Raw genomic sequence first — 13,535 nt, 5'->3', positions numbered from 1 at the left:
CTTGCGCCGAATTGCCTGTGCCGTGATCAACAGGAGACTGGGCGCAACAAATGGCGCCTGGTCTTTTAGTGATTGCGGTGTACGGCAAAAGAGCTCAGCTTGAGCAGGGCGTCCTTGAACTGGCTCTCAGGCAATCCGGCTATCGATGCGGCGGCGCGCGCTGCCGCTTCTTCGGCTTTGCGCTTGGTGTAGTCCAGCGCGCCGGATGTCGTAACGGCCAGCAAGACCGCATCGAAATGTTCTTCATCGCCGTTTTCAATACAGCTGCGCACCAGTTCGCGTTGCTCGGTGCTGCCGTGTTCCATCAGATAGATCAATGGCAAGGTCGCCTTGCCTTCGCGCAAATCGTCACCTACATTCTTGCCGATATCTTCCGCGTGACCGGAATAATCCAGTACATCGTCAATTAACTGGAAGGCGGTGCCGAGCGAGCGGCCGTATTCGGCGGCAGCTTCGATTTCATCTTCCGAAGCACCGGCGATCAGGGCACCGAGTTGAGCGGCAGCCTCAAATAATTTGGCGGTCTTGGAGCGTATGACCTGCGTGTAGCGCTCTTCCGAAATATCCGGATCGTGCATATTCAGCAACTGCAAGACTTCGCCTTCGGCAATCACATTGGTCGCATCGGCCAGAATTTGCATGGCGCGAATATTGCCGACGGTGACCATCATCTGAAATGCGCGCGAGTGCAAAAAGTCGCCCACCAGTACCGATGCTGCATTGCCGAACAAGGCATTGGCAGTCTTGCGGCCACGTCGCAGCTCGGATTCATCCACCACATCGTCATGCAGCAAGGTCGCCGTATGAATGAATTCGACCACGGCAGCCAGATCGTACTGATGGGTGCCGCGATAGCCGAGCGCGTTTGCCATCAGCAATACCAGCACAGGCCGGATGCGTTTGCCGCCGGCGCTGATGATGTAATCGGCGATTTGATTAACCAGTGCAACTTCCGAATGGAGTTTTTGGCGAATCACCGCATCGACAGCACTCATATCCGCAGCGATTGGTTGTATAAGCAGGTTTTGGGCAGAAGTTGTAGAAGAAGCCAAGGGTAAGCCTGATGAATGAGCATGAATGAGCGGAATTATACGACGACAAGTGCAGGGCGCGGCCCCCTGTTGCGGTCAAGGAACAGGCTATTCCTCAAAATACCCTTGTTTACAGTTTTTGACCGAGGCGGTAAGTCCATGTATAATTGGAGGTTTTCCCGATTCCGTCTGGATAAGTTCCGGCGATTCGAAGAGAGAAAAGTCCTTAAATCATTTGATGAGGTTTCACATGTACGCGGTCATAAAAACCGGTGGCAAACAATATAAAGTTGTCGCTGGTGAAAAATTTAAAGTAGAACAGATACCGGCAGACATTGGATCCGAAATCACCCTTGATCAGGTGCTCGCATTGGGCGCAGGAGAAACCATTAAGTTTGGTGCTCCACTGGTTGAAGGTGCTACGGTCCTTGCTACGGTTGTCTCCCACGGTCGTCACGATAAAGTGAAGATTTTCAAGATGCGTCGCCGTAAGCACTACCAGAAGCACCAGGGCCATCGCCAAAATTACACCGAATTGCAGATCGTTTCGATCAACGGCTAAGCCGCTGACTCGGACTAACCAGATACAAGGAGTCAGAAATGGCACATAAAAAAGGCGGCGGCACTACGCGGAATGGTCGTGACTCAGAGTCAAAACGACTGGGCGTTAAAGTCTACGGTGGTCAAGTTATCAACGCTGGCGGCATCATTATTCGCCAACGCGGTACCAAAGTGCACCCAGGCGAAAACGTCGGCATGGGCAAGGATCATACCTTGTTCGCGCTGACTGACGGCAAAGTTGCTTTTGTGATCAAAGGCGCGTTGCAACGTCAGTACGTTACCGTAGTACCTGCTTAAGTTTACTTAGGCACGCAAAGTAAGGCGAAAGCCTTCAATCGAAAGGCTCTGCCGTAGGTAGAGCCTTTTTAGTTTATGGCGACAAAAAATTATGAAGTTTATCGACGAAGCAAAAATCGAAGTCATTGCTGGTGACGGCGGCAACGGCGTCGCCTCCTTTTGTCGTGAAAAATTCAGACCTTTTGGCGGTCCGGACGGTGGCGATGGCGGTAAGGGCGGCAGCATCTACGCGGTAGCCGATCGCAATATCAACACGCTGGTCGATTTCCGCTACTCCAAAATGCACAAGGCGCGCGATGGTGAAAACGGTCGCGGCGCGGATTGCTACGGCAAGGGTGCAGACGATATCAAATTGCGCATGCCGGTTGGCACGCTGATCATCGACAACAACGATGGCGAGCTGATTGCCGATCTGACCGAACACGGCCAGGAAGTCTTGATTGCCAAGGGCGGCGAAGGCGGCTGGGGCAATATTCATTTCAAATCGTCTACCAATCGTGCACCACGCCAGAAGTCTGAGGGCAAGGAAGGCGAACGACGCGAACTGCGGCTGGAGCTGAAAGTGCTCGCCGATATCGGTTTGCTCGGGATGCCGAATGCTGGCAAATCCACCTTTATTTCGGCCGTCTCGAATGCACGTCCAAAGATAGCCGATTATCCGTTTACCACGCTGCATCCGAATCTGGGTGTGGTGCGCGTCAGCCACGAAAAGAGTTTCGTGATTGCCGATATTCCCGGTCTGATCGAAGGGGCATCCGACGGTGCCGGTCTGGGGATTCAATTCCTGCGCCATCTGCAACGCACACGTTTGTTGTTGCATATCGTCGATCTGGCACCGTTCGATAATGTCGATCCGGTCAAGGAAGCCAAGGCGATCGTCAAGGAACTGAAGAAGTACGATGAATCGCTGTTCGACAAGCCGCGCTGGCTGGTCTTGAACAAGCTCGATATGGTGCCGGAAGAAGAGCGCAAAAAACGCGTGAAGGATTTCATCAAACGCTTCGGCTGGAAAGGCCCGGTATTTGAAATCTCTGCATTGACACACGAGGGTTGTTCCGAGCTGGTCACCGAGATTTATGACTACATTGCCGTACAACGTCAGGCAGAACAGCGCTCGGAAGAAACGCCGCAGATGGTCGAAGCGGCACGTGGCATCGATTCCATCGATCCGGACGATCCGCGTTTCAAGATCATCGACTGACGCAATAGCGTTAAACGGATTGCCGGCAGCGGCAATCCGGCATCAAAAACCAAAACAATGCCGGATTACAAAGCATGGACTCTGCCATTCAATCAGCCAAACGTATCATCATCAAGGTCGGCTCTTCGCTCGTCACCAATGACGGCAAGGGACTCGATACTGCCGCGATTCAAAAATGGGCAGAGCAGATCGTTCAATTACGCGCCTTGGGCAAGGAAGTGGTGCTGGTCAGTTCCGGTGCCATTGCCGAAGGTATGCAGCGACTCGGATTCGACAAGCGTCCGACCGGCGTCCACGAGTTGCAGGCTTGCGCTGCAGTCGGTCAGATGGGGTTGGCGCAAATCTATGAAACCAGTTTTCGTCAGCATCAGGTACAAACTGCGCAAATTCTGCTGACGCATGCTGATCTGGCGGATCGTGAGCGTTATCTGAATGCGCGTTCGACATTATTTACATTGCTGCAACTTGGCGTAGTGCCCATCATTAATGAAAACGATACCGTCGTCACCGACGAAATCAAGTTCGGCGATAACGATACGTTGGGTGCGCTGGTGGCCAATCTGATCGAAGCCGATGCGCTGATTATTCTGACCGATCAGCGTGGCCTGTTCAGCGCCGATCCGCGCAAAGACCCGCATGCCACTTTCATTCATGAGGCACAGGCCGGCGATGTCGCGCTGGAAGCGATGGCAGGCGGAGCTGGCAGTAGTCTTGGTCGCGGCGGAATGCTGACAAAAATACTGGCGGCCAAACGGGCGGCATTGTCTGGCGCACATACGGTGATTGCCTGGGGACGCGAAGAGCAGGTATTGACGCGCTTGGCGGCTGGCGAAGCGATAGGTACGCAATTAACTGCGCAAACTGCGCAACTGACGGCACGCAAGCAATGGATGGCGGATCATTTGCACACGGCAGGCAGGATCGTGCTCGATCAGGGAGCCGTGCTGAAATTGACGGCCGAGGGAAAATCGCTGTTGCCTATCGGCGTGATCGAGGTGTCCGGCAGTTTCGGACGCGGCGATGTGATTACCTGTGTTGATCAGGCAGGCCGGGCAATTGCACGCGGCATTACCAACTACACCAGTTCGGAGGCTCGCCGCATCATGCGCAAGCCGTCGACGGATATTTTATCTATTCTTGGTTTTGTTGAAGAGCCGGAACTGATACACCGCGATAATCTGGTGTTGTTGTAAATCTGGCACCGCGTTCCGCAGTACCAAGATGCCAGCCGATTTCACCTGCCGTCGGCTGATGTCGTTTTCCCTAGATAGATTCCTGCCTATTCGTGCAGCATGTCGTCGATCAGGGTTTTACCCGACTTGATGCGTTGCAGTATGTCCTTCTCATTTCCCATGATAACCAGATTGCTGCACAAATAATCCTGCGCCAGCGCGGCATGCTGGCGATTGACTTTGCTGCGTACGATGCCTTCCCACTGGTCGCGGCGTGAGCGCGCCCACGTGCCATCGTCGCGTCCAAACGCATAGATTTTCTTTTCAAACGACGAGCAGCGTATGCCTTCATAACTGATGTTTTTTGCGCCGCCCTGACTGACCGCGACCAGCGTGTAGCGGATCACGCCATCTTTACCTATAGCCAGTGATTTGGCGTCCAGTGAAAATGTCTGGGTCGCAGTTGGTCCGACGTAGAAAGGCAGCAGATTTTCATCCTTGGGGGCGGGAGGCAACTCTGTCTGGATTTCTTCCCATGGCTTGACCTCCTCATCAGGGACGTTCTTGTTAAATTCCAGCTGCTGGGCAATAGACATCTGCGCCATTGCCAAAAGCACCAACCCGAACAGCGTTGGTGTCAGTTTGCGTGAGCGAAAGAAAGACTTATTCATTGTTAGGCTTGGACTGTTCAGTAGACGGTTCGTCGGTTTTGCGCGCTGAATGCGTTTGGCGCAGGTAGCGCGCCGTATTATGGATAGGCGCGGGATGTGCAGGGCGCGACAGGAAGCGGGAAAGCTCTTGCAGCGCACGCTGATAGACATCGCGTTTGAATTCAATCACGACGTCCAGTGGCACCCAGTAATCGTGCCAGCGCCATGCGTCGAATTCCGGGTGTTCGGTCAGGCGCAGATTGACGTCGCAATCGCGACCGACCATGCGCAGCAAAAACCAGATCTGTTTCTGGCCTTTGTAATGACCGCGAATTTCGCGCTTGATGAAATGATCCGGAACTTCATAGCGCAACCAGTCGCGGGTGCGTCCGATGATTTTGACATGCTCCGCCCGCAAGCCGACTTCTTCTTCCAGCTCGCGAAACATTGCCTGTTCGGGTGTTTCGCCGAATTTGATACCGCCCTGCGGGAACTGCCACGAGTGCTCGCGCACCCGCTTGCCCCACCACACTTCATTTTGGGCGTTGATCAAAATAATGCCGACGTTTGGGCGAAAGCCTTCACGATCCAGCATAGTGCACCTCAAACTTTCTGCGGCTAACGGTACCCTCAATCGAGAATTGGCTTCTATACAGCCTTACACCGTCGCGCGCACGATGACGTGCGAACAACGAAGACGGTAATCAATTGTGCGAACAGTGGGTGCATCAGCCAGCTAATCCTTTAAAATTGAGTTGATTATAACCCTCTCTCTTTTTAAAAAGAATTCATCGTCATGCGCGCATCCCGTTTTTTTATTTCCACTCTCAAAGAAGCCCCTTCCGACGCAGAAATCGTCAGTCATAAACTGATGATGCGCGCCGGCATGATCAAACGCCTAGGTTCCGGTATTTATACCTATATGCCTATTGGTCTGCGCGTGATCCGCAAGGTGGAGGCGATTGTGCGTGAAGAAATGAACCGCGCCCATGCAATTGAATTGCTGATGCCCTTGGTGCAACCGGCCGAGCTGTGGCAGGAAACCGGTCGCTGGGACAAGATGGGCCCGGAATTGATGCGTGTGAAGGACAGGCATGGTCGCGAGTACGCGATTCAGCCGACTTCGGAAGAAGTCGTCACCGATGTAGTGCGTAGCGAAATCAAATCCTATCGTCAATTACCGCTCAATTTTTATCATATCCAGACCAAGTTCCGCGACGAGCGCCGTCCGCGCTTCGGCTTGATGCGCGGACGCGAATTCACGATGAAGGATGCCTATTCCTTTGACCGCGACGCGGAAGGCTTGAAGCGCTCGTATCAAATCATGTTCGATGCCTACGTGAAGATTTTCAACCGTTTCGGCCTGCAGTTCCGTGCTGTGGCAGCTGATAATGGCGCCATCGGCGGTTCCGGTTCGCACGAATTCCATGTGATTGCCGATACCGGTGAAGATGCGATTGTGTATTGCCCGACTTCCGACTACGCGGCCAATATGGAAGCAGCGGAAGCGATTGCGCCAGCGGTTCCACGCGCAGCGGCAACGCAAGCGTTGACCAAGACGGCTACGCCGGGCAAAGCCAAATGCGAAGACGTCGCTGCATTGCTGAATTTGCCATTGGCGCAAACCGTCAAGTCCATCGTGTTGACGGTGGAAAAAGAAGACAAGGGTGTCGTCAGTAAGGAAATCTGGTTGTTGCTCCTGCGCGGCGATCATGAACTGAATGAAATAAAAGCCGCCAAGATTCCAGGCTTGACCGACTATCGTTTTGCCAATGAAGCAGAGATCGTCGAATGGTTTGGTACTCCACCAGGCTACCTCGGTCCTATCAATACGAAGAAGCCAGTCAACGTGGTGGTAGATCGCACCGTCGCGGCTATGAGCGATTTTGTCTGTGGTGCGAATGAAGTCGATTTCCATTTCACTGGTGTGAACTGGGAGCGCGATCTGCCGGAAGCAACGGTGCTCGATATCCGCAATGTGGTCGAGGGCGATCCGTCACCGGACGGCAAGGGCGTATTGGCGATCCAGCGCGGGATCGAAGTCGGCCACGTATTCCAGCTGGGTACGGCGTATTCCGAGAAGATGAAAGCGACTTATCTGGATGAAAACGGCAAACCGCAATTGATACAAATGGGTTGTTACGGCATAGGTGTCACACGCATAGTAGGCGCAGCGATCGAGCAGAATTTCGACGACAAGGGCATCATCTGGCCAGCCGCACTGGCCCCGTTTGAAGTGGTGTTATGTCCTATGGGTTACGACCGCAGCGAAAGCGTCAAGGCGGAAACCGACAAACTGTATGAAGCGCTGCTGGCAGCTGACGTCGATGTCATTCTGGATGACCGCAGTGAACGTCCCGGCGCCATGTTTGCGGATTGGGAATTGATCGGTGCACCACATCGCATCGTGATCGGCGAGCGCGGCCTGAAAGAGGGCACGCTGGAATATAAAGGCCGTCGTGACGCTGAAGCCACTGCGGTCGCGCTGGATGAAATGCTCGCCTTTGTGCAAGCCAGATTGGCGGCGTGATTGTTGCGATGCGACTGGCGATGACTGATATAGTCGCCGGGCTGCATGGCGACGGAAGGCGATCCTCCCATGTCTTGCTCGGACTGTCGCTATCTTTCCTGTTTTTGCTGACGGCTAGCGCGGCAGTTTTTGCCGGCAATCAAAAGGAAGAGGCAATGGCCGACTCGGTGCGCATGGCCTTGTCGCGTGCGATTTCCGATCCGAGTCCGCCGATTCCGCAATTTGCGGAGATCAAGGAACGCATCGAGTATCTGCACTGGCTGGGCGAGATGTCGGATCGGCTTGCCAAGCGTATTGCAGATCGGCAGGTGCGTCTGGAATTTCTGCGAACGGTCTGGTACGAAGCGCGACGTGCCGGGCTTGATCCCGCCCTGGTGTTGGGATTGATACAGGTGGAATCGGCATTTCGCAAATATGCGGTATCGCCGGTAGGCGCCCATGGTTACATGCAGGTCATGCCGTTCTGGACACGCGTCATCGGAGACGGCGATCGCAGCAAGCTGTTTCACATGCAAACCAATTTGCGTTTTGGCTGCTCGATTCTGCGCATGTATCTGGATATTGAAAAAGGCGATGTGTTTCTTGCACTCGGCCGCTATAACGGCAGTCGCGGTCGGGCCGAATATCCGAACGCGGTATTGGCATCCTGGAGAAAATGGGAGCACCATCCCTGATGCATGCGCATCGGGCCGGAATGGAGCGGCGGCAGCACTGGAAAAGATTAAGGACTGCAGCAGAAACAAAAACGCCCGCGCGATGCGGGCGTTTTTGTTTGGTACCTGAAAAATTATTTCAAGTGACCGGAGATGAGTTTGGTCATCTCGAACATCGATACTTGTTTCTTGCCACCAAATACTGCTTTCAGTTTGTCATCCGCATCGATCATGCGTTTGTTTTCTGGGTTTTGCAGTTTGAACTTCTTGATGTATTCCCACACTTTTTTGGTTACTTCAGTGCGCGGTGATGGTGTTGCACCGATAACCGCGGCCAGAACTGCGGACGGTGTTACTGGTTTCATGAACGCAGCGTTAGGCTTGCGTGCAGTCGCCGGTTTTTTAGCGGCTACTTTTTTTGCTGCCGGTTTTTTCACTGCGACTTTTTTCGCTACTGGTTTTTTAGCAGCTACTTTTTTTGCAGGAGCTGCTTTCTTGGCAGGAGCTGCTTTTTTAGCGACTACTTTTTTTGCTACTGGTTTCTTGGCGGCCGGTTTTTTGGCCGCTGGTTTTTTGGCTGTTGCCATCTTCAAACCTCCTTCACATTGTGTTGGGAAATTGCGCCACTTCACGCACCGCTAATAGTGGTGCGGATTTTCCTGCCACGCAAGTGTTTTTTGAGTGTTTCACGCGGTATTTGTAGGTTGCGCGCCACGCAGGGATCACAGGGAGAAAACGGCGGATGCAGCATTCGGACCATGCGATTCAGATTTGCCTGGTCCGAGCCGATGGATGAATGGAATTTTTCGGGGATTGAAGATAATCTTTTGCGTCGATTTCGCAGATGGAAAAATGCTGTCGGCGCCAGCGATCCAGAAATCGGCAGTGCACCATTGAAGTGTTCATGAAAACGCCGCAGCATGAAAAAAGCCCGGCGTCGGCCGGGCTGGAGCTGTCTTGTCAGGCGCGAAAATCAGCGCATGCCTGGCATCATGCCTTTCATGCCGCGCATCATTTTCATCATATTGCCGCCTTTGAGTTTCTTCATCATCGACTGCATTTGATCGAATTGTGCCAGCATGCGATTGACTTCCTGCACCTGCACGCCGGCGCCAGTGGCGATGCGACGTTTGCGCGAGGCCTTGATCAATTCGGGTTTGGCGCGCTCTTGCGGCGTCATCGAATTGATGATGCCTTCCATGCGTACCACCTGTTTGTCTGCCATGCCCATGTTGGCGCCGCTGGCCGCCTGCTGCAGTTGCGCCGGCAGTTTATCCATCAGATTGGACATGCCGCCCATTTTCTTCATCTGCGCGAGCTGCGATTTGAAGTCGTTCAGATCGAACTTGCCGCCCACCTTGATCTTTTGCGCCAAACCGGCTGCGGCATCCATGTCGACGCCTTTGCGCGCTTCTTCGACCAGTGCCAGAATGTCGCCCATGCCGAGAATGCGATCCGCCATCCGAACCGGATCGAAGGCTTCGAGGCCATCCAGTTTTTCTGCCACGCCGGCGAATTTGATCGGTTTGCCGGTAATGTGGCGTACCGACAGTGCCGCGCCGCCGCGCGAATCGCCGTCCAGCTTGGTCAGGACGATACCGGTCAGCGGTAGTGCATCGCTGAAGGCTTTGGCGGTGTTGATCGCATCCTGACCCAGCATCGCATCGACGACGAACAGGGTTTCGATCGGTTTGACCGCAGCGTGTATGGCCGAGATTTCCTGCATCATCGCTTCATCTATGCCGAGACGACCGGCGGTATCGATGATCAGGACGTCGTGATAATGCCGCTTGGCGTAATCCAGTGCCGCCAGTGCGATATCAACCGGTTTGTCGGTAATTTCAGATGGGAAGAAGTCGGCACCGACTTGTTCGGTCACCGTTTTCAACTGGCCAATTGCTGCCGGACGATAGACGTCGGCGGAAACGGTCAGGACTTTTTTCTTCTTTTGCTCACGCAGATATTTCGCCAGCTTGCCGACGGTGGTGGTTTTGCCGGCGCCCTGCAAACCAGCCATCAGGATGATGGCTGGCGGTTGGGTGGCGAAATTGAGTTGTGATGCTTCCGGCCCCAGATCGGCACCCATGATGGCAGCCAGTTCGCGCTGCACGACGCCGACCAGCGCCTGTCCCGGCGAGAGCGCGCCGATAACATCTTCGCCCATCGCCTTTTCCTTGACGCGGCCGATGAACTCCCTGACGGCGGGTAGTGCAACGTCGGCTTCCAGCAAGGCGAGCCGGACTTCGCGCAGCATTTCTGCGGTATTCGATTCGGTCAGGCGCGCTTCTCCGCGCATGGTTTTGACTGCTTTGGCAAGGCGTTGGGTGAGATTGTCGAGCATGGATGATGGCGATTAATGTAAGGGTGGTGCGTTAGAGGTAAAGCGCGGCGCGGCGAAACATACGCAGGCGACGCAGGCAAACTTCATTTTACCCGATGCGGTGGTGGATGACCGGGCTTGCAAGCGGATTACGCCGAAATGGCGGAATGCCGGACTTGCTGCCTGGGCTGTATGTTGTATAAGCGTTTTTTCTTGGCTGATGGTAATGTCGCAGTAATTATTTCGCGGCGGAGGAATATGCAGCCCTATATATCGCACGGCCGCGCAGCGAAATCCATCCCGGCAGGAAGCAGGCAATGTCTCCGGTGCTGGTTTGCGAATCACATGGTGTAAACTTAAACGATGTATACATACTTATTTGTTCTGGCGGCTTTTTGCTATGCGGTGTGCGCATGTCTGCCGTCGAAAAACCGCATGGCCATTTCGCTGGGCACCTTGTTCGGCTGGCTGCTGCATGGCGGCGCGCTGTGGGTGGACGTGGTGACGTCCGGTTCCTTGCGCATGGGCTTCGCGATCATGCTGTCCGCAACTTTGTGGATATCGGTTGCTGCTTACTGGCTGGAAAATCGCAACTTCAGCCTGGATGGCTTGCGCATCCTGGTATTGCCCTGTGCCGCAGTCAGCGTCTTGCTGCCGACGGTGTTCCCCGGCAACCTGATTCCGCTCGATGGCAAATCGGCGCTCTTCCCGTGGCATATCGCGATCGCGATGCTGGCTTACAGCACGCTGACCATTGCCGCCTTCCATGCGGTGTTGATGGCCTTGCAGGAATCCAAATTGCATACGCGGCAGAGTGCGCAAAAAGCCGGCTGGTTCGCGCTGGCGCTGGATCGTTTGCCAGCCTTGCTGACGATGGAGAAATTATTGTTCCGCCTGATCGGATTCGGGTTTTTCCTGCTGACACTGACTGTATTGTCCGGCGTGGTGTTTTCCGAAGAATTATTCGGCAAGGCTTTCAAGTGGGAGCACAAGACGATTTTCACGATGCTGTCCTGGCTGCTGTTCGGGATTTTGCTGGCCGGGCGCAAGTGGCGCGGCTGGCGCGGCAAGACGGCGCTCAGTTTTACCCTCACCGGTTTTACCACCTTGCTGCTGGCTTATGTAGGTAGCCGTTTTGTGCTGGAAGTGGTGCTGCATCGGAGTGTTGCATGAAATTGTTGTTGTGGGCAGCCATCATTCTTGCGGTCATCTGGATACTCCGCAGTAAAAAATCGTCGGCCAAGACTGATAATGCTGCGCCGCCACGCCCGGCAGACGACGCAGCAGAAGTCATGTTGAGTTGCGCGCATTGCAAGACTTACTTCCCGGCTTCCGAAGCCGTATTCGATTCTTCGCATACCGCATTTTGCAGTGTGGAGCATCGCCGCCAGCATGCGGCACATTAATACATGAAGCAGGCTACACCGGTTTTTGACGACGCCCGGGCGACCTTCTGGCGCACGCTGCAGACCTTCGCATTTACGCGCACCTTGATCGTGGCGGTCTTGCTCGTCTATTTCAGCTTGAGTGAAGCGAAGCTGTGGTCGGACAAGCAGCAGTTCTGGGAAGCATGTCTCGTCTATCTGCTGCTCGCCTCGCTGTTTGTACTATCGTCGCTGTATTGGCGGCGCCGCTTCATCCTGCAACTGGTGTTACAGATAGCGCTTGATATCGGTGCGATCACCTTTCTTTACTTATCGGCGGGCGGTATTAAAAGCGGCCTGGCAATTCTGTATCTGTTCCCACTGGCGGGTGGAGCGATTCTGGCGCCACTGGTGCTGGCGCTATTTTTTGTCTCTGCGGTGACCCTGATCCTGCTGGCGGAAAACGGTTATCAGCTATTGAATGAAAGCGCAGATATTTCATCTTCGCAGGTCGGTCTGTATGGTGCGGCGTTTTTCTTCATCATTTTCGCGATCAATCGACTGGCCGCCCGTCTGATCAAGCAGGAATCGCTGGCGCTGGGGCGCGGCAAGGCGCTGCATGTACAACAGGCGATCAATCGGCTGGTCATTGCCGATATGGAAGACGGCATTCTGGTGGTCGATCGCAAGGGACGAGTGTTGACGAGCAATCCCGCCGCGGCGCGCATGCTGGGCCTGGTCTTTCCGCATGAAAAAGCGTATGGAAAATTATCCGACATGGCGTGGTTGCGCCCTATCGCCGATGCCTATCTGGCGTGGGATGCGAAGGCTGACCTGCGTGCAACGACGCAGGCGAATGTGCCGACCTTTGTTTTAATCAAGCATATTGACGATACTACGCTGCAGGGCGGGACAACGGTCATGGGCGGCCGGCGGGAATTGATTACGCATCTGAAGCTGCGTTTTGCCAAAGTGGATGCCGACGGTGTGCTGGAAGACCGGGTCGTAATTTTTTTGCAGGATGTCACAGAAATCGAAAACCGTGCGCAACAGCTGAAGCTCGCATCCATGGGTCGCCTGACCGCCAGTATCGCGCACGAAGTGCGCAATCCGCTGTCGGCAATCGGGCATGCAGCTTCGCTGTTGAGCGAAGAAGAGCTGAACACAAGCCGACAGCGACTGCTGACTATTATTAGTGAAAACGTGGCGCGCCTTAACCGGATGATAGAAGATATCCTCAAGCTGTCGCGCAAGGCGCAGCAGTATCACGAGCCGCTTTGCCTCGGACTGTTGTTTGACGACGTGCTGGCCGAGTTGCATGAAATGCATGCGGTGCAGGAGGGGATGATTGCGATCGGCGATATGGCGCCGCACAAAGTGCGTTTCGATCCCTTGCATTTGCGCGAAATCGTCTTGAACTTGCTGACAAATGCGTTACGCTACGCGAGCGGTGCACCCGGCAGTATCCGGGCTTATATTGCTCCCGGCGTCGGACATAGACTTGAATTGCACGTGCAGGATGACGGTCCGCAGATTACCTCGGCTGTGCGCGCCCATTTGTTTGAACCGTTCTATACAACATCAAGCAAAGGCACCGGCCTCGGGCTCTATCTGGCGCGCGAATTGTGCTTGAATAATGGTGCGATGCTGAATTACGAATATCGCACCGATGATGAAAAGAATCTGCCTGCCGGGCGCTTCGTGATCACTTTTGGCAATAATGAAAACATCTAAGCATATGAATCGTAAAGGTTGC

General features: G+C 54.3%; 15 protein-coding genes. 9 read left to right on the top strand and 6 right to left on the bottom strand.

What is annotated here, in order from left to right; all coding sequences use genetic code 11:
- Positions 1-65: 65 nt before the first annotated feature.
- Complete coding sequence (ispB, locus tag ACIQW9_RS09240) at positions 66-995, bottom strand: octaprenyl diphosphate synthase (RefSeq protein ID WP_402335755.1); 930 nt, start codon at positions 993-995, stop codon at positions 66-68.
- A 286-nt stretch (positions 996-1,281) separates the two neighbouring features.
- Between ispB and rplU the strand changes: the two genes are divergently transcribed.
- The 4 genes from rplU to proB all read left to right on the top strand — a co-directional run bounded on the left by rplU (position 1,282) and on the right by proB (position 4,283).
- Positions 1,282-1,593: a 50S ribosomal protein L21 gene (gene rplU / locus ACIQW9_RS09235; protein ID WP_041322652.1), complete on the top strand. Its 312-nt coding sequence runs from the start codon at positions 1,282-1,284 to the stop codon at positions 1,591-1,593.
- A 38-nt stretch (positions 1,594-1,631) separates the two neighbouring features.
- Positions 1,632-1,889, top strand: a complete 258-nt coding sequence (rpmA, locus tag ACIQW9_RS09230; protein WP_011872159.1) for a 50S ribosomal protein L27 — start codon at positions 1,632-1,634, stop codon at positions 1,887-1,889.
- A 91-nt stretch (positions 1,890-1,980) separates the two neighbouring features.
- Positions 1,981-3,090, top strand: coding sequence for an Obg family GTPase CgtA (gene cgtA, locus ACIQW9_RS09225; protein WP_402335751.1), 1,110 nt, complete (start codon positions 1,981-1,983; stop codon positions 3,088-3,090).
- Between the two features lie 74 nt (positions 3,091-3,164).
- Positions 3,165-4,283 (top strand): glutamate 5-kinase, encoded by a 1,119-nt coding sequence (gene proB, locus ACIQW9_RS09220; RefSeq protein ID WP_402335748.1) that lies wholly within the window; start codon positions 3,165-3,167, stop codon positions 4,281-4,283.
- An 86-nt stretch (positions 4,284-4,369) separates the two neighbouring features.
- Here proB and ACIQW9_RS09215 read toward each other — a convergent pair whose 3' ends face one another.
- Together ACIQW9_RS09215 and ACIQW9_RS09210 are read right to left on the bottom strand one after the other, a co-directional pair.
- Positions 4,370-4,933, bottom strand: coding sequence for a CNP1-like family protein (locus tag ACIQW9_RS09215; RefSeq protein ID WP_402335745.1), 564 nt, complete (start codon positions 4,931-4,933; stop codon positions 4,370-4,372).
- Positions 4,926-5,507 carry an RNA pyrophosphohydrolase gene (locus ACIQW9_RS09210; protein ID WP_402335743.1) on the bottom strand — a complete coding sequence of 194 codons (582 nt, stop codon included), beginning with the start codon at positions 5,505-5,507 and terminating at the stop codon, positions 4,926-4,928. Before ACIQW9_RS09210 ends, ACIQW9_RS09215 begins: the two co-directional genes overlap by 8 nt.
- Before the next feature lie 201 nt (positions 5,508-5,708).
- On the opposite strand from ACIQW9_RS09210, the gene ACIQW9_RS09205 reads away from it, so the two are divergent.
- A complete protein-coding gene (locus tag ACIQW9_RS09205; RefSeq protein ID WP_402335740.1) occupies positions 5,709-7,442 on the top strand; it encodes a proline--tRNA ligase in 1,734 nt (577 codons plus the stop codon).
- 20 nt (positions 7,443-7,462) lie between these two features.
- On the top strand, positions 7,463-8,116 hold the full coding sequence (locus tag ACIQW9_RS09200) for a lytic transglycosylase domain-containing protein (protein ID WP_402335737.1): 654 nt from the start codon (positions 7,463-7,465) through the stop codon (positions 8,114-8,116).
- 113 nt (positions 8,117-8,229) lie between these two features.
- Here the strand turns inward: ACIQW9_RS09200 and ACIQW9_RS09195 are convergent, their stop codons facing one another.
- From ACIQW9_RS09195 to ffh, 3 genes are read right to left on the bottom strand one after another with little or no spacing between them, the layout of a single operon-like run.
- Positions 8,230-8,682, bottom strand: a complete 453-nt coding sequence (locus ACIQW9_RS09195) for an SWIB/MDM2 domain-containing protein (protein ID WP_402335734.1) — start codon at positions 8,680-8,682, stop codon at positions 8,230-8,232.
- Between the two features lie 41 nt (positions 8,683-8,723).
- Positions 8,724-9,017 (bottom strand): hypothetical protein, encoded by a 294-nt coding sequence (locus tag ACIQW9_RS09190; RefSeq protein ID WP_402335731.1) that lies wholly within the window; start codon positions 9,015-9,017, stop codon positions 8,724-8,726.
- A gap of 51 nt (positions 9,018-9,068) precedes the next feature.
- Entirely contained in the window at positions 9,069-10,436 is a 1,368-nt protein-coding gene (gene ffh / locus ACIQW9_RS09185; RefSeq protein ID WP_402335728.1) for a signal recognition particle protein, read from the bottom strand.
- A gap of 342 nt (positions 10,437-10,778) precedes the next feature.
- Here ffh and ACIQW9_RS09180 point away from each other — a divergent pair, with 342 nt between their 5' ends.
- From ACIQW9_RS09180 to ACIQW9_RS09170, 3 genes are read left to right on the top strand one after another with little or no spacing between them, the layout of a single operon-like run.
- Positions 10,779-11,588, top strand: a complete 810-nt coding sequence (locus ACIQW9_RS09180) for an inner membrane protein YpjD (protein WP_011872149.1) — start codon at positions 10,779-10,781, stop codon at positions 11,586-11,588.
- Positions 11,585-11,821 (top strand): PP0621 family protein, encoded by a 237-nt coding sequence (locus ACIQW9_RS09175; RefSeq protein WP_402335725.1) that lies wholly within the window; start codon positions 11,585-11,587, stop codon positions 11,819-11,821. The genes ACIQW9_RS09180 and ACIQW9_RS09175 overlap by 4 nt, the downstream gene beginning before the upstream one ends.
- 3 nt (positions 11,822-11,824) lie before the next feature.
- Positions 11,825-13,513, top strand: a complete 1,689-nt coding sequence (locus ACIQW9_RS09170; RefSeq protein ID WP_402335722.1) for a nitrogen regulation protein NR(II) — start codon at positions 11,825-11,827, stop codon at positions 13,511-13,513.
- The last annotated feature ends 22 nt before the right edge of the window (positions 13,514-13,535 follow it).

This window comes from Herminiimonas sp. NPDC097707 (assembly GCF_044761395.1).
Taxonomy (GTDB): Bacteria; Pseudomonadota; Gammaproteobacteria; order Burkholderiales; family Burkholderiaceae_D; genus Oxalicibacterium.
The sequence above is the reverse complement of the archived record's forward strand: the minus strand, read 5'-3'. Positions and strand labels throughout refer to the sequence as shown.